Below are 20,407 nucleotides of genomic sequence, written 5' to 3'. Positions count from 1 at the left end.
CTCGACGGGTGAGCGAGCGAGACAGTGACCGCACGGGGCCTGGCCGGATCGTCCTGCTGACCACGACGCACCGGGTCGCGCCCGGCCTGCTGTCGTGGGCGGCCTGGCGGGCGCTGCGGACGGCCGACCGTGTGCTGTGCCGTGACGCCGCCCACCCGCAGCTGCCGTACCTGAAGGACGCCGGGGTGGCCGTGGAGACGGCGGCGCCCGCCGCCGCCGAACTGGTCGCCGCCTGCGCGGGGGGCCGTACGGTCGTGGTCCTCGCGGGCGCGGAGGGCGAACGCGCGCTGACGGACGGGCTCGCCGCCCTGGCGGGCTCGGGGCGCGCGGGCGCGCTGCCCGATCTGGAGCTGCTGCCCGGCTCGTACGACCTGCCGGGCGCGCGGCTGCTCGACCTGGTGGAGGTCATGGACCGCATCCGCGCGGTGTGCCCGTGGGCGTCGGGGCGGACGAGCGCGGAGCTGGCGGCTTACGGCGTCGAGGAGATGTACGAGCTGGTCGAGGCGGTGGAGACCGGCGACCGCGTGGGGGTGCGCGAGGAGTTGGGGGACGTGCTGCTCCAGGTGGTGTTCCACGCGCGGATCGCGGAGGAGGACCCGGAGGAGCCGTTCGGGATCGACGACGTGGCGGGCGGGATCGTGGAGAAGCTGGTGCGGCGGCATCCGCATGTCTTCGGCGACGAGGTCGCGGAGACGGCCGAGGACGTGAAGGCGCAGTGGCTCCGGATCAAGGGTGTGGAGAAGGGCCGTGCGTCGGTGACGGACGGGGTGCCGCTGGGGCAGCCCGCGCTGGCGCTCGCCGCGAAGCTGGTGGGCCGGGCGCGGGCGGCGGGTCTCGACGTGCCGCTGCCCGGGGCGGGGGCGGGGGCGGAGGGGTACGGCTACCGGCTGCTGGCGCTCGCCGCCGAGGCGGGGGCGGCGGGGGTCGACCCGGAGACGGCGCTGCGGGCGGCGGCGCGGACGTACCGCACGGCGATCCGCGCGGCGGAGGGTGCTCCCGACCCCGGCGGGGACTGACCGCCCGCCGGGCGCCGGGCGGCTTTGTCAGTGCCGTCCGCTACGCTCCGTGACCATGAGGATGCGAGGATGGACGGCGTGGTGGGGCAAGTCCCGTGAGGGCGGCGGTGCCCGGGGCTTCCCGGGCAGAAGTGCGGGCGCCGCGCGCCGTGTCGGCATGTGGTCCGCTGCGCTTGCGGCGGTGGTGAGGAGACCCGGCACCGGCCAGGGCGGGATCCGGGGACCGGCGAAGTGGCCGGGCGCGGAAATCAGTTCGCAGAGGGGTGGCCCTGCGGGCGCACGGGCAACAGCTGCCCGAGCGGAACGCGACGGCGGGATCGGCCCACCGGGGAATCCCACTCCCCCGCCACCGGACGACGCCGGGACCACCCGGCCTCGCAGACGGACGCCACCGCCCGCCAACGCCCCAGGCAGCACAACGCCCTGCCGAGCGGACACCGCCCCGTCCTGGGAACAGCTTGCCCTGGAAGACCTCACGGGCAGACGTCGGACCCGCGGAGCGCTCTCACACGCCAACGCCCCGGCGAACAGCACGCTTCGGCACGGCCGGTCCGGCGCGGGAGCCGGGCGAGCCGACGCCGCCCCGTCCCGCGATCGGCTGCGCGACGGTCCGCCGATGCCGGACCGCGCTACAGGAAGAGACCCGGCACACAGGGCGCCACCGCCCGCCAACCCCTGCCGAAGCGAGGCATCCAGGCAAGCCGGCGGTGTCACCCCGTCTCGTGGTGGCCTGGCGCCGCCCGGCCTTGAAGGACCGGGCGGGCCGCGAGGCGGGCGTCTCCCCGCCGGGGGTGGTGCCGTGCCGTTCGTATGGCTGCCGTGCGGCGGAGTCCGGCCGCCGCGGCCGTCTCAGCGGAAGGCGGCGGCGTTGCGGCGGGCCCAGGCGGCGAACGAGCCGGGGGCGCGGCCGGTGACGCGGGCCACGTCGGGGCTGACCCGCAGCTCCTCGCCGGTCGGTTCGCCGAGGATGGCCAGCGTCGTCTCGACCACCGGCTCGGGCATGAACGCGCCCATCGCCGCCCGCGCCTCCTCGCGCGTCCACTCGGTGAAGCCGACCGGCTCGCCCAGCGCCTCGCCGATCGCCCGCGCCTGCTCCCTGGGCGTGACGGCGGCGGGGCCGGTCAGCATGTACTCGCGCCCGGCGTGCTCGTCCTCGCGCAGTGCGGCGGCGGCCACCGCCGCGATGTCGTCCGGGTCGACCACGGGCAGGCCGACGTCGCCGAACGGCGCCGCGACGGCCCGGTGTTCGCGTACGGACGGCGCCCACGCGTACGCGTTGGAGGCGAAGCCCCCGGGGCGCAGCAGCGTCCACTCCATGCCCGAATCGCGCACCGCCTCCTCCCACGCGCGGGCGAGGCCGCCGTGGGACTGCGAGCCGGGGCGGGTGACGACGCCCTGGGACGACAGCAGGACGACGCGGCGGACGCCGCCCGCCCTGGCGGCGGCGAGTATGCGGTGCGGGTCCACCAGGTGGGCGGCGGCGCCGGTGTTGTGCAGGAACAGCGCGTCGGCGCCGTCGAACGCCGGCCGCAGTCCGTCCGGTTCGGTCAGGTCCGCCGCCAGGTGGCGTACGCCCTCGGGGACGTCCGCCGCGGTGACGGCGCGGGAGACGGCGGTGACCCGCTCCCCCGATGCGGCGAGTTCGCGGACGAGCGGACGGCCGACGTTCCCGGTGGCCCCTGTGATGACGATCATGGCGCGTTTCCTCTGGGTGAGAGTGCGAACGGGCGGGTGCGTCCCGCCCCCGGCCGAGGGAAGCTACCATCGCGGATGTAGTAGGTACCTAGAAGATAGTGACTTGCCAAGGGGGATTCCGGATGGTGGAGAACGCCTCGTGGACGGCGGCCGCGTCCTCGGACGCCGGGGGCGCGTGCCCCATCGGGCCCGTGGTGGACATCGTGTTCAGCCGCTGGACGACGCCGATCCTGTGGTCGCTCCACGCCTACGGCCGCCAGCGCTTCGTGGAACTCCAGCGGAACGTCGGCGGGATCACCCCCAAGGTGCTCACCCAGCGGCTGCGCCAGCTCGAACGCGACGGCCTCGTCCTGCGCACGTACCACCCCGAGGTGCCGCCGCGGGTGGAGTACGAGATCAGCGAGCTCGGCCTGAGCCTTGCCCCGCTGTTCGCGCACCTCGCGGGCTGGGCCGCCGAGCATCTCCCGCGCGTCGAGCGCGCGCGGGACGCCTACGACGCGGCGCCCGCGCCCCGCGCCGTGGTCTGAGCCGGCGGCCCGGGGAGGCCGAAGAGTTCGGCGAGCGAGGCCGCGTTCTCCCGGGTGACGCGCAGCAGTTCGCGCTGCCGCCCGTGGACGTCCGCGACGGCCGCCTCGTGGTCCGTCAGCAGGCCGACGGCCCGCTCGGTGAGGTCGGCCGCCAGGTCGGGCGCGTGGATGGACACGCCCCATTCCGGCCGGTCGATGTCGGCGAGGAAATAAGCCAGTTTCGGGTGCGAGACGAGGCTCAGGGCCGGGGTGCCGCAGCCGAAGGGCAGCATCGTCGCGTGGCCGCGCATCCCGATGACGAGGCGGGCGCGGCGGTAGGCGTCGAGCAGTTCCCCGTTCGTCAGGTCGTAGAGCCGGGCGACGGGCAGGGTCAGGCCGTGTTCGCGGCGCAGGTCGTGGACGAACGCCTCGTCCGCCGGGGTGTGGGCGGCGTACCGCACGTCGGCGTGGGCGCGCAGGCTGCGGACGGCGCGGGCCATCTGGTCGAGGAAGTACCCGTAGTCATGGCCGAAGCGCAGTCCGGCGCGGTCGTAGGCGCAGTTGAGCAGGACGGTGTCGGTGCGGTCGCCGGGGGCCGGGTCGGTCCAGCCGGGGACGAGGTGGCGCAGCACCGTCGTGGGGCAGGGCTGGTGGTGTACGCGGTCGCGCAGTCCGGCGGGGAGCAGTTCGCGGACGCGCTCGACGGAGCCGCGGTTGCGCAGGCCGACGAACGCGGCGCACTCCACGAGGGTCCGCAGGCTGCCCGCGATGCGGCCCGGCGCGAGGTGCTGCCCGTCGAAGAGGTTGAAGCCGACGCCGAAGACCGCGAGGGGCGCGGTGATGCGGCGCAGTTGCTCGTCGGGGACGTTCCACTGCCAGCCGCTGTTGCCGTTCGGCCAGGTGTCGGGGAGGAAGAGGCCGCCGCCGCCGACGATCACGCCGCGCCGCGCGTTGAGTTCGGCGAGCACCCGGTCGTCCACGAGGCGGTGCACGGGGACGGTGTGCCAGCGGGTGGCGTCGGTGGTGGGGCCGAAGCAGCGGCGGACGGCCTCCGGGAGGATCTTGTCGCCCGCGTTCTCCTGCTCGTAGGCGTAGTACGCGACGTGGGCGACCTGTTCCGTGGCGGGCACAGGCGGCGGGGGTGTGGCGCCCGGCAGGGTGCGGGCGTGGAGGGCGCGGCAGCCCGGGTCGGTCGGGTCGGCGTCGAGGCCCTGGCGGGCGTAGCGGTGGGCGTCGGTGTCGCGGCCGTGCAGCCAGGCGAGGCGGGCGAGCTGGGCGAACGCGCGGGGGGCGACGACGGGGTGCGCGGTGGCGACGAGCAGGTGCGTCTCGGCCTCGGGGTAGCGGGACAGGGCCATCAGCGCGCTGCCGAGCGCCTCGTGGTTGCGGGCGCGGCGCGGATCACCCGCGGCGGGGGCGAGCACGTCGACGGCCTCGGCGTACCGTCCCTGCTGGTGCAGTGCGGAGCCGACGACGCGGGCGAGGCCCGCCGGATCGACGCGTTTGCCGGCCGGGGTGACGATCGGGCCGTCCGCGCCCAGCAGCGGAAGGGCGCAGTGGAGCAGCAGGTCGTGCGCCTTGCGGCCGGGCAGGGCGCAGTACTCGGCGTAGAACTGGTGGGGCGTCAGATCGGGTGGGGACGCCTCGGCGGTCGCTGCGTCGTGTTCGGACCCGAAGGGTTCCACGGAGCCTGTGGGGCCTGCGGGCTGTGGGTCCTCGGTGGGCTCGTAGGGGACCACCGGCCGGCGGGTGCGCAGCAGCGGCGCGAGGTCGTCGCGTACGAGGCCCTCGGCGGGCAGCGTGATGACCGTGTCGTAGTCGCCGTACCCCTCGTCCTCTCGCCGGGGCACCAGGCGCGGGTGGAAGCGGCGGGCGGCGGTGAAGTCGGCGTCGGGCAGCCCCGGATGCAGCAGGACGACGTCCTCGCAGACCGCGGGGCTGGTCAGCGCGAGACTCCGCAGCAGCGCGGGCAGCCAGGACAGCCGCTCCGCGTCCACCCTGGCCGCGAACGCGACACGGCGCTTCCGGTGTTCCATGATCCTCCTCGGCACGCGCTGACCGACTCTGCCAAACGGCCGTCGTTGTCGAGGTGTTGTCCGGTGACACAGCGGGTGAACTTCCCATGGCCGGGGGGCGTCCCCGGCCATGGTCACGCGCTGTCGGCGAGCGCGAGCCGGTGCGGCGCCGCCCCGGTGAGGAGGGTCGTCAGCCCCGCGAGCACGTCGTGCCCGAGGAACCAGTCGCCCGTGTGGTCGATCGCGTACAGCCGTCCTTCCCTGTCCACGGCCAGCAGCGCCGTGCCGCCGCTCTCCTCGCCTAGCGGGCACAGCTGGGTGTCGAGCGCGTGCCCCAGCTCGCCCAGCGTCCGCGTCCAGTGCAGCCCGCGCAGCGGGTCGACGACGACGCCGCTGGGCGCGTACGCCGCTCCCGGACCGGCCGGGTGCAGCGTGAGCGGCCCCAGTTCGGCCCAGGTCTCGAACGCGGCCGGGAACAGCGCGTGCGTCCGCCCGTGCGCCGACCGGTGCCCGCTGAGCGCGTCGGCCCACTGCTCGGCCCGCGCCGCGTGCCGCCTGCCCGGCTGCCACCCGGCCTCCGCGAGGGCCTGGTGGACGGTCCCCACGGCCCAGGGCGCGCCCGCCGCGGGCCCCGCGCGGTCGGGTCCCGGGCTGGACGCGGCGCTGACGCTGTGGACGCCGAGGCGGGCGTTCAGCATCGTGCACGTCCGGCAGTGCGGGGCGTACGCGCCGTGCTGCGGGTCGCCGTCCTCCCGGATGTGCCGCGTGGTGAGGCCCGCGCCCGCCAGCGCGTGCCGTGCCTGGTCGATGTCGGCGGCGCCCGCGTCGGTGAGGACGCGGGACAGCAGGGCGACCTCGGGGCAGCGCCCGAAGTGCCGTTCGCGCTGGGCGGTGCCGAGTTCGCCGAGTATGGCCGCGACCACCGGGTGGAGGGCGGGCATGGTGGCGCTGCGGATCGCCGTCGCGGTGAACGCGCCGCGCTCCGGCAGGGACAGCGCGGCGGCGGTCGTCGGGAGGATGCCGTCCCGGCGCCGCAGGAGCTCGGGGGGCGCCGGATGGACCGGCGGCTGCCCGTGGGTATCCGTTATCACGCACACGATCGTGCCACTGAACACGCGACCCCTTACGCTGTGCCGGAACAGCGAGAGTAAGCAGCAGGGGGCGTAACGCCATGACGACAGGTCGGCTCGGACAGCAGGCCGCGCCACCGAACAGGGCCTATGCCGGACAGGTGGTGCAGTTCCCGGACCCGGTGCGGGCCGCGCGCTTCCCGCTCGGAATACGGGTGGACGCGCAGGGTTATCCGGATTTCTCGCCGTACGCCAGGGCGGCGGCCGAGATCGCGGAGCCCCCCGACGGCTTCGGCGTGGACGAGCTGCGGCTGACCGACTACGTGTCGGCGAACGCCGCCCTGCACGCCGCGCGGCACGAGCTGTGGGCGGACCTGTCCCCCGTCGCCACGCCGCACGGCTGGACGTGGCACCACGTGGCGAACTCCCGGCGGCTCGAACTGATCCCCGTGGAGGTCAAGGCGCTCCTGCGCCACCACGGCGGCCTCGCGACCACCGCCGTGGACCAGCACAAGCGGGGCACCAGGCCGCTCAACGAGACGCGCCCGGTGCACTTCTCCGTGCCGCACGGCGTGGCCGTCCCCGAGGACCGCGTGCGCGCCGCCGAGCAGAAGCTCGGCTACCGGCTGCCGGAGGAGTACCGCTCGTTCCTCAAGGCGGGCGGCGGCTGCGCGCCCCGTGGCGTGGCGCTGGACGCGGAGCTGGGCCTCCTGATCGACCAGCCGTTCTTCACCCTGCGCGAGGAGGCGGCGGTCAACGACGTCGTCTACGTCAACAAGTGCCTGCGCGACCACCTCACGAAGGACTACCTGGGCGTCGCGTTCGTGCAGGGCGGCATCGTCGCGGTGAAGGTGCGCGGCGAGGACACGGGCTCCGTGTGGGTGTGCCCGTACGACGACGCGCGCGACCGGGACGGGCTGACGATCGAGCAGCGCGTCGCCGACCTGCTGCTGCCCTGCGGCACCGACTTCGACGACTTCCTGCTGCGGCTCGCGGGCAACCCGCCCGAACTGGCGTCCGTGGCGGACCTGATGGTGGACGGCGGGTTCGCGCAGGCCGTCCCGGTGGAGGGATGAGCGCGGTGGTCACGTTCGCACAGGCGCAGGAGCGCGCCGAGCGGTGGGTGAACGGCGCGCCGGACGGCGGGCCGCGCCACGAGGTGCGGGTCCGCGAGTTCGACCTCGGGTTCGTCGTGTGGGCCGAGGACGACGCGAGCGGCCCGGTCGGCGGGAAGAAGCTCGTCATCGCCCGGGACAGCGGCGACACCACGCTGTGGCCCGCGCTGCCGGCCGACGAGGTGATCCAGCGGTACGGCGAGGAGTACGGGCCCGCGGCGGCCGGGGAGCCCGCCGCCGCGCCCGCGCCGCAGGCGGGCGCGGAGGCGACGTCGTTCACGCTGATCCCGCCCGAGGTGCTGGCCGCGCGGCCGCCGGGCAGCCCGGCGCCGGAACCGCGCGTACCGTCCGACCCGACCCCGGCCCCGACCCCGCCCCCGGCGCCCGTGCCTGCCGCGCGGCCCGCGGCGGACGAGTCCACGCCGCCGCCGTCCGGCGCGCCGTGGGCGCCCCCCACGCCGTCCCTGGCGGCCGTGTCGCCGCCTCCGCCGCCGCCCGGCGCGTCGGTGCCGCAGCCGCCCTCGCCGTGGGACGACGTGGACGCCACGCCCGCCCGGCGGGAGCCGGCCGACGCCTCGCCGTGGGCCGGGACGGACACGTCCGAGTCCGGTGAGGGGACGGAGTCCGTGGCGCCGCCCGCCACCGTGTTCTCGCCGCCGCTGGCCGAGGACGAGGGGAAGCCCGCCGACAAGGCGCCCTCCGGGCCCACCGGCATGTCCTCCGAGGCGCGGACGGCGATCATGCCGCAGGGCAGCAGCCTGCCGCGCACCGCCGTGCACCCGTCCGTACCCGGTGCGCCCGGGAAGCCGGACGCGCCCGAGCCCCCGCAGGCGCGGGACACCCCCGCGAAGGCGGATCCGCCGCCCGCCGTCCCCGGCCCGTCCGGCCCGTCCGGCGCGCCCGTCGGCCCGCCGCCCGCCCCGGGCGGCAAGGCGCCGGACGCCGCGGCCAACGCGTACGTCCCCACCCAGGCCGTCTCCCCCGAGGTGATCGCCGAGCTGAAGGCGGCCGCCGCGGGCCGTCCCGCCCCGCCGGACGCCAGTGACCTGGCGCCCCGGCCGCCCGGCACCCCCAGCCCGCTGGCGGAGACCGCCCTCTCCCACCGCCCCACGCCCGACCAGGCCGTCCCGGGACCGCCTCCCCCGCCGCCGGGCATCGTCAGCAGCCCTCCGCCCGCGCCGCAACCTGCGCAGCACCAGGGCCGGTTCACCCCGGCGCCCCCGCCCGCCGCGGGCACCCCGCCGCCGCAGGGCATCGGCACCCCGCCGCCGCCCCCCGCGCCCGGCGCCGGCTACGGCTATCCCCCGCCCGGCACGCCCACCGTGGGCTCCGGCTACATGGCCGTGCTCCGCTACCGCGCGCCCGACGGCTCCGAGCAGCAGCTCATCCGCCGCTCCGCACCCGGCATGCCGCACCCGGAGTGGCAGATCCTCTACGAGCTGCGCTCCATGAACGTGCCGCCGCAGCAGGTCATCGAACTGCACACCGAGCTGCAGTCCTGCGAACTGCCCGGCGCCTACTGCGCCCGCATGATCCGCGAGACGTGGCCCCAGGTGCGCGTCACCCACACGGCCGCGTACGGGCGTGACCTCGCGTCCCGGCAGGCGGGCGTACGGCATCTGGTGGAGCACCAGGACGAGCTGAAGCAGTTCGCCGACGGCCCGCCCCGTTCCGCCCCCGTACGGGCCCCGCTGCAGCCGCAGCAGGCCGCGCCCGCCGTGCCGCTCGACGCCATCGGGCAGGAGCTGGTGCAGGCGTACGGGCCGCAGGGCGTCTTCCGCTACACGCCGCAGGCCGTGTCGCGGCAGGGTGTGCCGGAGATCGTGGCGCAGAGCCTGGTGTGGTCGGGCGTGCCGGTGGAAGTCAACCCGTTCTTCTGGGCGCAGGCCCAGGCGGGGCGGCCGATCCCCACGCTGGGCGAGCTGGCGGTGGAGCGCGGCGTGCAGCCGGCGCCCGACGCGGGCTCGTACCTGGTCGTCGGCTCGGACTTCGGGCGGCAGCTGTGCGTGCAGTACGGGACGGCGCACATCGTCGCCGTGCCGCTGGAGGCGGGCCCCGGCGGGCAGCCGGTGCCGCCGCAGTTCGTGAACGCGTCGCTGCCGCAGTTCGCGCGGTGCATGGCGCTGCTCGGCCGCATGTGGCGGTTGCGCTACGGGCTGAACAGCGAGCAGGCCGGACGCTGGACCACCGACTTCCAGGCCCAGCTCGGCTCCCTCGACCCGCAGGCGCTCGCCGACCCCGAGAGCTGGTGGGCCGTTCTCCTGGAACAGATGTGGGACGGCCTGCTGTAGGCCCTGCCTGACAAATCCCGCCTGGGCGCCAACGCCTGGCACGGCACCTCGCTGCGTTGTCGGAACGCCCAAGTACTCCAGCACGAGGGCATCCCTCCGCCTTGCGATGCACCGCACCAGCCGCTGCCGCCCCCGCCTGGCGGCGGACGGCGCTATTTGTCAGACACGGCCTTGCGGGGATCATGTCCTCATGACGGCTTTCCCGAGCGCACGCGGCCGTGGCTACCGGCCCGACCAGGTCGACCAGGTCGTGGCCGGTCTCAGCCGCGAGCGCGACGAGGCATGGCGGCGCCTGGGCGCGCTCGGCGAGCGCGTCGACGCGCTGGCCGCCGAGGCGGCGCGGCTCGGCGCCGCGGTGGCCGCGCTGCCGCCCCCGGCATACGAGTCGCTGGGCGAGCGCGCCACGCTGCTGCTCGCCGAGGTGGAGGCCGAGGCGGCGGCGCTGCGCGAGGCGGCCGACGAGGAGGCGCGCGGGCTGATCGAGCGGGGGGCCGCCGAGGCGCGCGCGCTGCGCGACGTGGCGCGCGCCCAGGCCGCCGACCGGCGCGCGGCGGCGGACGCGGCGGCGGACGACGTGCTCGGCCGCGCGACGGCGTACGCCGGTGAGCTGATGACCGAGGCCAGGCGCGAGGCCGCCGCGCTGCGCGACCAGGCATCCGAGGCGCTCGCCGAGGTGACGCGCCGCTGCCGCGCCCTGGTCGCCGAGCAGCGCGCCAGGCACACGGCGGAGGGCCGCGCGCTGGACGAGCGGCTGGCGGCCGTGCAGGCGGAGACCGACGCGCGCGTGGACGAGCTGACGTCGCGCGGCGAGGCGCTGCTCGCGCGGGCGCGGGAGGAGCTGGCGTCGGCCGAGGCGACCGCCAGGGACCGCGAGGAGACGGCCGACGCGCGGCGCGCCGAGCTGCTCGCCCGGGCGCGGGAGCGGCGCCAGGCCATCGAGCGCGAGTCGGAGGAGCTGGCCCGCGACCACGGCGAACGCGCCGACGATGTGCGCGCCCATCTGACGCACATCCGCAGCACCCTCGCGGCGCTCACGGGCCGTACGCCGCGCCGCGCGGCGCCCTGGGAACGCGACGGCTGACCGCCGCCCGCCACCCCGCCCGGCTCGTACGTCTGAACGGGTGCGGCGGGCCGTGCCCCGGTATCCTGCGGGAATCCCCCATTCCCGAAGGACCGAAGGACGCGATCCCGTGAGCTCCAGTCGCCCGGCAGCCATCATCGTTCTCGCAGCGGGTGAGGGGACCCGCATGAAGTCGTCCACGCCCAAGGTGCTGCACGAGATCTGCGGCCGCTCCCTGGTGGGCCACGCGGTGACGGCCGCGCGGGGTCTCGACCCGGCGGAGCTGGTCGTGGTCGTGGGCCACGGCAAGGAGCGGGTGAGCGCCCATCTGGCGGACATCGACTCGGGCGTACGGGCGGTGGTGCAGGAGCGGCAGCTGGGCACGGCGCACGCCGTGGGTGTGGCGCTCGCGGCACTGGCGGCGGACGGGGTGGAGCCGGCGGGGACGGTCGTCGTGACGTGCGGGGACGTCCCGATGCAGACGGCGGCGACGCTCGGCTCGCTGGCCGCGACGCACGCGGCGGACGGCAACGCGGTGACGATGCTCACCATGGAGGTCCCCGACCCGACGGGTTACGGCCGTGTCGTGCGCGGCGCGGACGGCTCGGTGGTGGAGGTCGTGGAGCACCGGGACGCGACGGAGGAGCAGCGCGCGATCCGGGAGGCGAACGCGGGCATCTTCGCCTTCGACGGGCGGCTGCTGGCGGACGCGCTGGCCCGGGTGGACACGGACAACGACCAGGGCGAGCAGTACCTGCCGGACGTGGTGCGCATCCTGCGTGAGGACGGTCACCGGGTCGGCGCCTGCGTGGCGCCCGATCACCGCGAGCTGGTGGGGATCAACAACCGGGTGCAGCTCGCGCAGGCGCGGCGGCTCATGAACGACCGGTTGCTCGAAGAGGCCATGCTGGCGGGTGTGACGGTCGTGGACCCGGCGACGACGTGGCTGGACGTCACGGTGACGTACGAGCCGGACGCGGTGATCCACCCCGGGTCGCAGCTGCTGGGCGCCACCCATGTGGCGGCGGAGGCCGAGATCGGTCCTGGCACGCGGCTGCGGGACACGGTGGTGGGTCGTGGCGCGGTGGTCAGCAACACGGTGGCGGACAGCGCGCACGTGGGGGCGGGCGCGAACGTCGGCCCGTACGCGTACCTGCGTCCCGGCACGGTCCTCGGCCAGGAGTCGAAGGTGGGGACGTTCGTCGAGCTGAAGAACTCGGCCATCGGCGAGGGCACCAAGGTGCCGCACCTGTCGTACGTCGGCGACGCCACGATCGGCGACCACACGAACATCGGCGCCGCCACCGTCTTCGTGAACTACGACGGCGAGGAGAAGCACCACTCGACGGTCGGCTCGTACTGCCGCACGGGCGCCGACAACATGTTTGTGGCACCTGTCACGATCGGGGACGGTTCCTACACCGCCGCCGGGTCCGTCATCACTCGCGACGTCCCGCCGGGATCACTCGGCGTAGCCCGTGGCCAGCAGCGGAACGTCGAGGGCTGGGTGGGCAGGAAGCGCCCCGACTCGGACGCCGCGCAGGCCGCCGAGGCGGCCCTAGCTGCGATGGAGCGGAAGCCGGGCGAGGCCTGACAGGTACGGTAGGGGATGCCCCCATAAGGGTGAACGAGCGCCGACGCGGCTACAAGGAGACACATCGTGACCGGGATCAAGACCACCGGCGAGAAGAAACTCATGCTCTTCACCGGCCGCGCGCACCCTCAACTCGCGGAGGAGGTCGCCGCGGAGCTGGGGGTGGGTCTTGTCCCGACCAAGGCCGTGGACTTCGCGAACGGCGAGATCTACGTGCGTTTCCAGGAGTCGGTGCGCGGCGCCGACTGTTTCCTCATGCAGAGCCACACGGCGCCGATCAACAAGTGGATCATGGAGCAGCTGATCATGCTGGACGCGCTGAAGCGCGCGTCCGCACGCTCGATCTCCGTGATCATCCCCTTCTACGGCTACGCCCGCCAGGACAAGAAGCACCGCGGGCGTGAGCCGATCTCCGCGCGCCTGATGGCGGACCTGCTCAAGACGGCCGGGGCCGACCGGATCATCACCATGGACCTGCACGCCGACCAGGTGCAGGGCTACTTCGACGGCCCGGTGGACCACCTCTTCGCGCTGCCCGCGCTGACGAACTACATCGGCGGCCGGGTGGACCGCGACCGGCTGACGGTCGTCTCCCCCGACGCCGGGCGGGTACGGGTCGCGGACCGCTGGGCCGACCGGCTGGCGGCGCCGCTGGCCATCGTCCACAAGCGGCGCGACCCGGACGTGGCGAACCAGGTGACGGTGCACGAGGTCGTCGGCGAGGTCGAGGGCCGGGTGTGCGTGCTGGTGGACGACATGATCGACACGGGCGGCACGATCTGCGCGGCCGCGGACGCGCTGTTCGCCAACGGCGCGGCGGACGTCATCGTGGCGGCGACGCACGGCGTCCTGTCGGGCCCGGCCGCCGACCGCCTGAAGAACTCGCGGGTGAGCGAGTTCATCTTCACCAACTCGCTGCCGACGCCGAGCGAGGTGGACCTCGACAAGATCACCGTCCTGTCGATGGCCCCGACGATCGCCCGCGCGGTCCGCGAGGTCTTCGAGGACGGCTCGGTCACCAGCCTCTTCGAGGGCGACGCCTGATCCCCCTTCCCGAGCGGGGGAGGCCGCCCCACCGGCCGTGACCGGACCGGCCCTCCCCCGCCGGGCGCGCACGCCGGGGCCCGGGCGACGCGCGCGCCCCGCTTTCCGGGAGAGCGCCCCCCGTTCGCGCACACGCCCCGCCCCGGCACCGCCCACCGCGTGACGCGGCGAACCTGATCGATGCCCACAGCATCCACCGCATCCTCCCGTGCGGACGCCCCGCCGCATGGCGGCCCGTCAGTAGACGGCGAGCCGGTCCACCAGCATCCGCACCCTCCGGTCGGTGTCCTCCGGCAGCAGCCGTCCCGTCCGGGTCAGGGTCGCCACCCCGTGCAGGCACGCCCAGAACACCTCGGTGAACAGCTCCGGGGCGACGCCCTCCCCGGCGACCCCGCCCAGGGGCTCCAGCAGTGAGGCGAAGGCGTCCTTGAGCACTTCCGGGGTGTCCTCCTGGGCGTACGCGAGGCCGCCGTCGAGCTGGAAGATGGCGTCGTAGACGGCCGGGTTGCGTTCGGCGAAGTCGAGGTAGGCGCGGGCGAGGGCGTACACCCGGGCGCGCGGGCCGTCCGCTGCGGCGGTCGCGGCCCGCACGGCGGCGGCCAGCTCCGCGGCGCCCTGGAGGGCGACGGCGCCGATGATCTCGCGTTTGCCGCGGAAGTGGCTGTAGAGGACGGGCTGGCTGTATTCGATGCGCTCGGCGAGCCGGCGGGTGGTGACCGCGTCCCAGCCCTGCTGCTCGGCGAGTTCGCGGGCTGTCGCGACGATGAGGCGCTCCCGTTCCGCCCGCTCGCGTTCCTTGCGTTCCTGTACCGACATGATGAGACTCTAGCACCGCTAGACGAGAGAGCAACAGCAGTGTTAGCGTCGCTTCGTCATCTAGCAGCACTAGACGCCAAGGGGCTCGTCATGCTCAACGCGCTTGAGGTCGTCACCACCGTGATCGTCGGTGTGATGGTGGGGGTGGAGTTCTCCGTCGCCTTCTTCCTCAACCGGATCTTCAACGCCCTCCCGGAGGACGGCGGCCAGCTCGGCCGGGCCCACGGCGGCCGGATCCTCGGCGCGGTGATGCCGTTCTGGTACATCGGCTCGCTCGTCCTCGTCGGCGTCTGGGCCGCCGCCGGGTGGGGCGACGACGGCACCGGCCTCGTCGTCGCCTCCGGCGCGCTGCTGATCGTCAGCGTGCTCATGTCGGTGCTGGTGCTCGTCCCGATCAACAACCGGGGCAAGACGTGGACCCCGGAGAACCGGCCTGCCGACTGGAAGCAGCAGGTGGACCGCTGGGACCGCTTCCACTACGGCCGCGTCGCCGTCATCACCGCCGCGTTCGCCCTGCTGGCCGCCGCCCTCGCCTGACCCCGCGGCCCCACCCACCCCTCCGCACCATCCCATCCCGGAGAAGGAAGCCCTCATGGCCGTCGAGCTGAACCACACGATCGTCCCCGCCCGTGACCCGCAGACCTCGGCGCGGTTCCTCGCCGACATCCTCGGCCTCGAAGTCGGTCCGCCGGTGGCACACTTCACGCCGGTCACGCTGTCCAACCGCGTCAGCCTGGACTACGACCGGCTGGACGACTTCGAGCCGCACCACTACGCGTTCATGCTCGGCGAGCAGGAATTCGACGCCGCCCTCGCACGGATCCAGCACAGCGGGATCACCCACTACGGCGATCCCGCGTGCAAGGAGACCGGGGAGGTCTACCACAGCAGGCACACCCCGGGCCGCAGGGGCACGTACTTCCGGGACCCCGACGGGCACCTCATGGAACTCCTCACCCAGGGCGACCCCAGGCTCTGAGCCCGCACGACCCACCAAGCCCGCCGGCTCACGAAGACACCCAAGGAGAACGATGTCCCTCAAGCGGATCAACACCGTCGTGACCACCGCCTTCATCCTCTTCATCATCTGGTTCGGGCTGGAGTTCGTCCTGGCCCCGGAGTCGACTGCGCCGACCTTCGGCCTGCCGAGCTGGCCGTCCGGCGACGGCGGCGGCTTCCTGGTCATCAAGGGGATACGCGACCTCACCCTGGCCCTCGTCCTGGCCGTCCTGCTGCTGACGGGCCACCGCCGGGCCCTGGGCTGGGTGCTGCTGGCGGAGTCCTTCGCCGCATTCGGCGACATGACGACCGTGCTGGCCCACGACGGCTCCACGGCCACCGCACTCGGCGTCCACGGCCTGACCGCGGCGGCGATGGTGGGCAGCGGCCTGCTGATGCTGCGCGAGACACGCAAGCCGACGACCGCCCCCGCAACACCGACGGCAACGCCCGCCCCGCAGCCCGCCTGATCACCTCGGCCTCACCCGGTGGCGCCCCAAACGCCCCTCCCCACCAGACGCCCACTTGACGCTCCATGGCACGGCCGACAACGATCGGGCCGCACGGTTCGCCGGATGCCGGGCGAAGGAGGGGCCGAGGAAGGGAGGGGCGCGGTGCGTGCCCGTTTTCTCGGCAAGCCCCTGAACTCCCCTTCGGCGCGACGCGGAGGGGGAAGGAAACTGAGCCGGCTCACGGGAGACGAGTTCGGGCGGCTGTTCCACTCGTTCGAGCACACCGCTTTCCGCCTTGAGACACGCGAGCGCTACGACGTGGACTACGAGAACGAGTCCTTGCGGAAGTTCCTCGCGAAGGAGCGGGACGAACTGCCGTGGATGCGGGACTGGCTGACCATGATCCGTGACGCGACGGCACAGGGACGCCGTTTCCACCGCGTCCGCGTCGTCAGCCTGCCGCTCAGCGACTACAGCCGATTCGGCGTGTGGCGCGCCCAGTTCACCAACGGCGCGGGCGAGGACATCCGCTACCTGACCCGGGACCGCGCGACCGCCGCCGGTCTTCCTCTCCACGACTACTGGCTGTTCGACTCGCACAGACTGGTCCGCATGCACTTCGACGAGAGCGACGCCTTCCTCGGCGCGGAAGTCGTCGAGGACACGGAAGAGATCGTGCGCCACAACCACTGGCGGGACGCGGCGTGGCATCACGCCGTAGAACGGGACGAGTTCGCCGCTGAACAGCACCGCGAATCCGCCTAGTGCCGTGCCTGCCCGTCACGCTGCCGCCGACGTCGGCCGACGCCCCTTCCACGTACTCCTCGGCGTCCTTTCGGCTCGCGCCGCGCCGACCGCATCGTGGTCCTGCACGAAGGCCGCGTCGTCGGACAGGGCGCGTACTCGGGGTCCGGCCGAGGTGAGACCACGGGCCGCGACGGGCCGGCCTGAAATCATCGGGCGGCGCCGTCGAGCTGATGCGGCACGCGGCTGCCGCGCCGTTCCCTGAGGCCCGGGCCCTCGTCGTCCACAGCCCTGCCCGGCGAATTCCCTTAGCCGTCGGCGCGCTGTTGTTGTATACCCGTCCACACATGATCATCATGAACGACCCGGACCACGGAGGCTCGAACGGTGCGCCGGAGATGGCAGGAGACCCAGTCGGCCTTCGAGCGGGGCTGGTACGAGCACGAGGGGCGCAGGGTGGACCTCTCGGCCGCTCTGGACGACATGCGCCGGGGGACCCGGCTCTACCTCCCGGGCGAGCTTCGCCGCCTGCCCTTCCCCGAGGGCACGGACGACACGCGCGTCGAGGTGACGGACGAGAGCACCCTGGAAGCGGTGGAACGCCTGGCCGGGGCCGGACGCGTGGCGGTACTGAACTTCGCGTCGGCCCGCAATCCGGGGGGAGGAGTGGCCCGCGGGGCGCGTGCCCAGGAGGAGAGCCTGGCCCGCTCCAGCGCGCTGTACGACGCGTTGATCCGGTGTCCGGAGTTCTACGAGTTCCACCGGGACAATCCCGATCCCTTCTACAGCGACCGGATCGTGTACGCGCCGGACGTACCGGTGTTCCGCCGGGACGACGGTTCCTGGCTGCACGCACCCCTGCGCGCGGCGTTCCTGACGTCGGCCGCGCCGAACCGCCGGATGATCGAGCGGGACCGCCCCGGGGCAGCGGGGAGAATCCCGGCGGCGCTGTCGACCCGCGCCCGCGGTGTGCTCGCCGTAGCGGCCCATCACCGCGACACCCACCTCGTGTTGGGCGCGTGGGGTTGCGGCGTGTTCGGCAATGACCCGGCCGAGGTCGCCGAGGCGTTCGCGGTCCACCTGCGCGGCGACTTCGCGGGTGTTTTCGAGCATGTGGTGTTCGCCATCCTGGACTTGGACGACGCGACACGCGAGTCGTTCGAGTGGGCGTTGACCGGCACCCCATGACGTCGGCCAAGGGCTGGTTCCCGAGAGATCGGACGGTCTGCGCGCGGGCCCGTTCCACCGTAGGGATACGCCGACAGGACAGCCTCTGCCGCGCTGACAGACGTTTCATGTCCTGCTTGGCGGAGGCCGCGCAGGCTGTGGGGTGATCCGGGGCGGGGGGTGTCAGGTGATGTGGGACGCGATGGTGTGGGCGCAGGGGAGGGGGGTCGTATGGGTTGTGTCCACTTCCAGGTCGTAGGTCACGCCCCGGTGCACGGTCTCCGCCTGCGAACGTGCCATCCCCGTCGTCCGGTCGCCCCGCGCCGTCTCCCGCAGGGCCGCCACGTCGGGGGCGCAGTGGACGCCCACCCACAGGACGTCCAGGCCATCGAGCGCCTCGCGCCAGTGCTGTTGGGACGCGGCGCCGCCGAGGAACACGTCGTCCACCACGAGCCGCGCCCCCGCGCGGGCCGTCGCCGCGAGGCCGCGCATCCACGCCGCCTCCAGTTCGCGGAAGCCGCCGCCGACATGCACCGCGCCGTCCGCCGCGAACTCGATGCCCTCCCCCGGCTCCCGCAGCGCGGCGGGCAGCGCGTCCACCAGCGCGTCGATCCCGAACGCGAGCCACGGCCCCGGCAGGACCGCCTGGAGGCACCGGGCGATCGCCGTCTTCCCGCAGCTCGACCCACCGTTGAGCAGAATCACGTGCGTGGTCATCGCGTCAATCTAGTGGCAGCGCGCGCACGTCACCCGCCGTACCGCCGCGCCACCGCCGTGAAGGCGGCCTTGGGCTCCCAGTCCATGTCCGGGTAGGCCTGCCCCCGGCCCCCTTCGAGGAGTTTGACGATGCCGAGGCCCGCCCGGTCCAGGTCGTCCCTGGGGTCGCCGTCCGGGCGGTGCAGGTAGCCGGCCAGGGCGAAGAGGTAGACGAACGCGCTGTCCACGCCTTCGGTGTCGAAGATCTCCAGCAGTTCGTCCAAGTACGCGGCCTGGCCCGCCTCGTCGCGCTCGTACACGCCGTTCAGCCGTACGGGCGCCCTGGTCTCCGGGTCGTGCTCGACGACGTCCAGCACCCGCCCGCCGCGGTCCCCCGCGCCCTGGTAGGCCGCGGTGCCGAAGCCGGTGATGGCGAGCGGCTTCGGGCCCTGGGCGAGCGTGCGCACCGCGTCCCTGAACCGGTCGGCGACCTCGGCGGACCGGATCAGCTCGTACGTGACGATGTCGAAGGGCGTCCAGTCCACCTGCTCGAACTGGATGGCCGCGTACGTGAGCCTCCCCCCGAAGCGCTCGCGGACGGCGGCAGCGGCGTCGCGGAGGAACGCGTTGACGCGCGCGCCGAGTTCGCGCATCGCCCCGGCGGGTCCCCCGGGTCGGCCGAGCAGCAGCGCGACCCGTTCCTCGGGGCTGTCCCCTGGCAGGAACCCCCGGTTCATCACGCTCAGTTCGACCCCCGCGACGAACACGACCGCCGCGCCCTCCCGCCGGAGCCGTTCGGCCCGCTCGGCGCAGTCGCGGAAGAGCGTGAGGATCTCCTCCGGTTCCGACTCCAGCGGGTAGGGCGAGAACCAGACCTCCAGGCCGAGCGCGGCGGCGGCCTGGGCGGCCTGCTCCAGCCGGTCGGGGTCGCCGCCGACGATGTGGACCGCGTTGCAGTGCAGGTCGTCGCGGATGACGGCGAGTTCACGCCGGACCAGCGCCGGGTCGGACCGTTCGTGGGAGATCCGGCCGTCCACGACGAATCCGGTGTCGTAGGTCATTCCTCGTGCCCGCATGGCGGCGTACGTCCTCTCTGCCGGTTCCTGTCGTCGGGGCCGAGACTCGCAGGAAAAGTGCGTACACGCAAGTTTGCGCGCGCGCAGTGAGATGTGGAACGCTGCCCCCGTGACGACACCACCGCCGGGGCTGCGGGAACGGAAGAAGCAGGCCACGCGCGAGGCGCTCCGCGAGGCGGCCCTGCGCCTGGCCGTCGAACGCGGCCCTGAACACGTCCGCGTCGAGGACATCGCCGAGGCCGCCGGTGTCTCGCCGCGCACCTACAACAACTACTTCGCCAGCCGCGAGCACGCGATCGTGTCCGCCGTCACCGCGGACCGCGAGGCACGGATCGCGGCGGCGGTCGCGGCACGGCCCGCGGGAGTACGCCTCGCCGACGCTGTCACCGAAGCGGTGGTCGAGCAGTACACGGACACCGGCGAACGCGCCCGCGGCGTACTGCTGTTGATCACCACCCGGGCCGCACTGCGCGACGCGTTCCTCGGCAGCACGGCGGGCATCGAGCCGCCGCTCACGGCGGCGATCGCCGAACGCCTGGGGGACGCCGGACCGCACACGCCCCGCGTCCTCGCGGCGAGCGTGGCGGCGGCGGTGCGCATCGCGCTGGAGGGCTGGCTCCAGCCGACCGGGAACGCCGGAGGGCTGGTCGTGCCCTCCGGCCCACTCCCCGACCGGCTCCGCGCGGCACTGGCCCCCCTCGCGCCCGCGTTCGACGCCGCAGAAGCCCCGGCCGGGGTCAGTCGTCGGGATCGGGATCGGGGTCGGGGTCGGTGAGGATGCGGAAGGCGAGTTCGGCTTCGGTAGGGAGGGCCCGTCGTAGGTGTGCGGCGTGGTCGAGTGCGGCGAAGACGCCGAGGCCGAGGGCGATGTCCGCCGGGTCGGGTGCGGTGGTGTCGAAGTCGGCCGGGTCCTCGCCGAGCCGGATCAACGCCCGCCGGTAGGCCCGCCACCAGGCCCGGTCGGTGTGGACGAGGGCGCGGCGGGCGGTCTCGGCCGGCCCCAGCGCCGCGACCGCACCCGATACCGCTCCGAACGCGCCCGCCACCACGA

Annotated in this window: 20 protein-coding genes; 13 read left to right on the top strand and 7 right to left on the bottom strand. The window is 74.2% G+C overall.

The genetic code is table 11. The annotated features are described in order from the left end of the window. The first annotated feature begins 8 nt into the window (after positions 1-8). Positions 9-1,016 (top strand): nucleoside triphosphate pyrophosphohydrolase, encoded by a 1,008-nt coding sequence (locus tag ACIBPC_RS29125; protein WP_398848775.1) that lies wholly within the window; start codon positions 9-11, stop codon positions 1,014-1,016. Positions 1,017-1,865: 849 nt separating this feature from the next. On the opposite strand, the gene ACIBPC_RS29120 is transcribed toward ACIBPC_RS29125, so the two are convergent. Beyond that, entirely contained in the window at positions 1,866-2,711 is an 846-nt protein-coding gene (locus ACIBPC_RS29120; RefSeq protein WP_398848773.1) for an NAD(P)H-binding protein, read from the bottom strand. Positions 2,712-2,833: 122 nt separating this feature from the next. On the opposite strand from ACIBPC_RS29120, the gene ACIBPC_RS29115 reads away from it, so the two are divergent. After that, positions 2,834-3,238 carry a helix-turn-helix domain-containing protein gene (locus ACIBPC_RS29115; RefSeq protein ID WP_362958069.1) on the top strand — a complete coding sequence of 135 codons (405 nt, stop codon included), beginning with the start codon at positions 2,834-2,836 and terminating at the stop codon, positions 3,236-3,238. On the opposite strand, the gene ACIBPC_RS29110 is transcribed toward ACIBPC_RS29115, so the two are convergent. Continuing rightward, on the bottom strand, positions 3,202-5,253 hold the full coding sequence (locus ACIBPC_RS29110) for a polysaccharide pyruvyl transferase family protein (protein ID WP_398848771.1): 2,052 nt from the start codon (positions 5,251-5,253) through the stop codon (positions 3,202-3,204). The two genes, ACIBPC_RS29115 and ACIBPC_RS29110, sit on opposite strands and share 37 nt — an antisense overlap. 113 nt (positions 5,254-5,366) lie before the next feature. Next, complete coding sequence (locus tag ACIBPC_RS29105; RefSeq protein WP_398848769.1) at positions 5,367-6,323, bottom strand: SUKH-3 domain-containing protein; 957 nt, start codon at positions 6,321-6,323, stop codon at positions 5,367-5,369. An 80-nt stretch (positions 6,324-6,403) separates the two neighbouring features. On the opposite strand from ACIBPC_RS29105, the gene ACIBPC_RS29100 reads away from it, so the two are divergent. The 5 genes from ACIBPC_RS29100 to ACIBPC_RS29080 all read left to right on the top strand — a co-directional run bounded on the left by ACIBPC_RS29100 (position 6,404) and on the right by ACIBPC_RS29080 (position 13,406). Then, positions 6,404-7,378: an HNH endonuclease gene (locus ACIBPC_RS29100; RefSeq protein WP_362958079.1), complete on the top strand. Its 975-nt coding sequence runs from the start codon at positions 6,404-6,406 to the stop codon at positions 7,376-7,378. Beyond that, a complete protein-coding gene (locus ACIBPC_RS29095; RefSeq protein WP_398848767.1) occupies positions 7,375-9,708 on the top strand; it encodes an SUKH-4 family immunity protein in 2,334 nt (777 codons plus the stop codon). The genes ACIBPC_RS29100 and ACIBPC_RS29095 overlap by 4 nt, the downstream gene beginning before the upstream one ends. 190 nt (positions 9,709-9,898) lie before the next feature. Continuing rightward, a complete protein-coding gene (locus ACIBPC_RS29090) occupies positions 9,899-10,789 on the top strand; it encodes a cellulose-binding protein (protein WP_398848765.1) in 891 nt (296 codons plus the stop codon). 109 nt (positions 10,790-10,898) lie between these two features. Next, positions 10,899-12,362 (top strand): bifunctional UDP-N-acetylglucosamine diphosphorylase/glucosamine-1-phosphate N-acetyltransferase GlmU, encoded by a 1,464-nt coding sequence (gene glmU, locus ACIBPC_RS29085; protein ID WP_398848764.1) that lies wholly within the window; start codon positions 10,899-10,901, stop codon positions 12,360-12,362. Between the two features lie 66 nt (positions 12,363-12,428). Continuing rightward, positions 12,429-13,406, top strand: coding sequence for a ribose-phosphate diphosphokinase (locus tag ACIBPC_RS29080; protein ID WP_362958088.1), 978 nt, complete (start codon positions 12,429-12,431; stop codon positions 13,404-13,406). 237 nt (positions 13,407-13,643) lie between these two features. On the opposite strand, the gene ACIBPC_RS29075 is transcribed toward ACIBPC_RS29080, so the two are convergent. After that, on the bottom strand, positions 13,644-14,222 hold the full coding sequence (locus ACIBPC_RS29075; protein WP_398848762.1) for a TetR/AcrR family transcriptional regulator: 579 nt from the start codon (positions 14,220-14,222) through the stop codon (positions 13,644-13,646). 90 nt (positions 14,223-14,312) lie between these two features. Here ACIBPC_RS29075 and ACIBPC_RS29070 point away from each other — a divergent pair, with 90 nt between their 5' ends. The 5 genes from ACIBPC_RS29070 to ACIBPC_RS29050 all read left to right on the top strand — a co-directional run bounded on the left by ACIBPC_RS29070 (position 14,313) and on the right by ACIBPC_RS29050 (position 17,605). After that, entirely contained in the window at positions 14,313-14,759 is a 447-nt protein-coding gene (locus ACIBPC_RS29070; RefSeq protein ID WP_398848760.1) for an anthrone oxygenase family protein, read from the top strand. A 55-nt stretch (positions 14,760-14,814) separates the two neighbouring features. Beyond that, entirely contained in the window at positions 14,815-15,201 is a 387-nt protein-coding gene (locus ACIBPC_RS29065; RefSeq protein ID WP_398848758.1) for a VOC family protein, read from the top strand. A gap of 52 nt (positions 15,202-15,253) precedes the next feature. Next, positions 15,254-15,691, top strand: coding sequence for a DUF4267 domain-containing protein (locus ACIBPC_RS29060; RefSeq protein ID WP_398848756.1), 438 nt, complete (start codon positions 15,254-15,256; stop codon positions 15,689-15,691). Between the two features lie 144 nt (positions 15,692-15,835). Further along, positions 15,836-16,438: a DUF6879 family protein gene (locus ACIBPC_RS29055; protein WP_398848754.1), complete on the top strand. Its 603-nt coding sequence runs from the start codon at positions 15,836-15,838 to the stop codon at positions 16,436-16,438. 366 nt (positions 16,439-16,804) lie between these two features. Beyond that, complete coding sequence (locus tag ACIBPC_RS29050) at positions 16,805-17,605, top strand: TIGR02452 family protein (RefSeq protein WP_398848752.1); 801 nt, start codon at positions 16,805-16,807, stop codon at positions 17,603-17,605. 162 nt (positions 17,606-17,767) lie between these two features. Here ACIBPC_RS29050 and cpt read toward each other — a convergent pair whose 3' ends face one another. Continuing rightward, entirely contained in the window at positions 17,768-18,301 is a 534-nt protein-coding gene (gene cpt / locus ACIBPC_RS29045; protein ID WP_398848750.1) for a chloramphenicol phosphotransferase CPT, read from the bottom strand. Positions 18,302-18,330: 29 nt separating this feature from the next. Beyond that, positions 18,331-19,356 (bottom strand): hypothetical protein, encoded by a 1,026-nt coding sequence (locus tag ACIBPC_RS29040; protein ID WP_398848748.1) that lies wholly within the window; start codon positions 19,354-19,356, stop codon positions 18,331-18,333. A gap of 109 nt (positions 19,357-19,465) precedes the next feature. Between ACIBPC_RS29040 and ACIBPC_RS29035 the strand changes: the two genes are divergently transcribed. Then, on the top strand, positions 19,466-20,131 hold the full coding sequence (locus ACIBPC_RS29035) for a TetR/AcrR family transcriptional regulator (protein ID WP_398848746.1): 666 nt from the start codon (positions 19,466-19,468) through the stop codon (positions 20,129-20,131). Here the strand turns inward: ACIBPC_RS29035 and ACIBPC_RS29030 are convergent. Beyond that, a partial coding sequence (locus ACIBPC_RS29030; RefSeq protein ID WP_398848744.1) for a hypothetical protein occupies positions 20,094-20,407 on the bottom strand: 314 nt, incomplete at its 5' end. The genes ACIBPC_RS29035 and ACIBPC_RS29030 overlap by 38 nt on opposite strands.

Origin of the sequence: Streptomyces sp. NPDC049879 (genome assembly GCF_044461265.1) — a bacterium.
Lineage (GTDB): Bacteria > Actinomycetota > Actinomycetes > Streptomycetales > Streptomycetaceae > Streptomyces.
The sequence above is the reverse complement of the archived record's forward strand: the minus strand, read 5'-3'. Positions and strand labels throughout refer to the sequence as shown.

Excerpts from the sequence above, each read along its gene's own strand:
- ACIBPC_RS29120 (WP_398848773.1), bottom strand. The coding sequence starts at position 2,711 with ATGATCGTCATCACAGGGGCCACCGGGAACGTCGGCCGTCCGCTCGTC.
- ACIBPC_RS29115 (WP_362958069.1), top strand. The coding sequence starts at position 2,834 with ATGGTGGAGAACGCCTCGTGGACGGCGGCCGCGTCCTCGGACGCCGGG.
- ACIBPC_RS29110 (WP_398848771.1), bottom strand. The coding sequence starts at position 5,253 with ATGGAACACCGGAAGCGCCGTGTCGCGTTCGCGGCCAGGGTGGACGCG.
- ACIBPC_RS29100 (WP_362958079.1), top strand. The coding sequence starts at position 6,404 with ATGACGACAGGTCGGCTCGGACAGCAGGCCGCGCCACCGAACAGGGCC.
- ACIBPC_RS29095 (WP_398848767.1), top strand. The coding sequence starts at position 7,375 with ATGAGCGCGGTGGTCACGTTCGCACAGGCGCAGGAGCGCGCCGAGCGG.
- ACIBPC_RS29090 (WP_398848765.1), top strand. The coding sequence starts at position 9,899 with ATGACGGCTTTCCCGAGCGCACGCGGCCGTGGCTACCGGCCCGACCAG.
- ACIBPC_RS29075 (WP_398848762.1), bottom strand. The coding sequence starts at position 14,222 with ATGTCGGTACAGGAACGCAAGGAACGCGAGCGGGCGGAACGGGAGCGC.
- ACIBPC_RS29070 (WP_398848760.1), top strand. The coding sequence starts at position 14,313 with ATGCTCAACGCGCTTGAGGTCGTCACCACCGTGATCGTCGGTGTGATG.
- ACIBPC_RS29065 (WP_398848758.1), top strand. The coding sequence starts at position 14,815 with ATGGCCGTCGAGCTGAACCACACGATCGTCCCCGCCCGTGACCCGCAG.
- ACIBPC_RS29060 (WP_398848756.1), top strand. The coding sequence starts at position 15,254 with ATGTCCCTCAAGCGGATCAACACCGTCGTGACCACCGCCTTCATCCTC.
- cpt (WP_398848750.1), bottom strand. The coding sequence starts at position 18,301 with ATGACCACGCACGTGATTCTGCTCAACGGTGGGTCGAGCTGCGGGAAG.
- ACIBPC_RS29040 (WP_398848748.1), bottom strand. The coding sequence starts at position 19,356 with ATGCGGGCACGAGGAATGACCTACGACACCGGATTCGTCGTGGACGGC.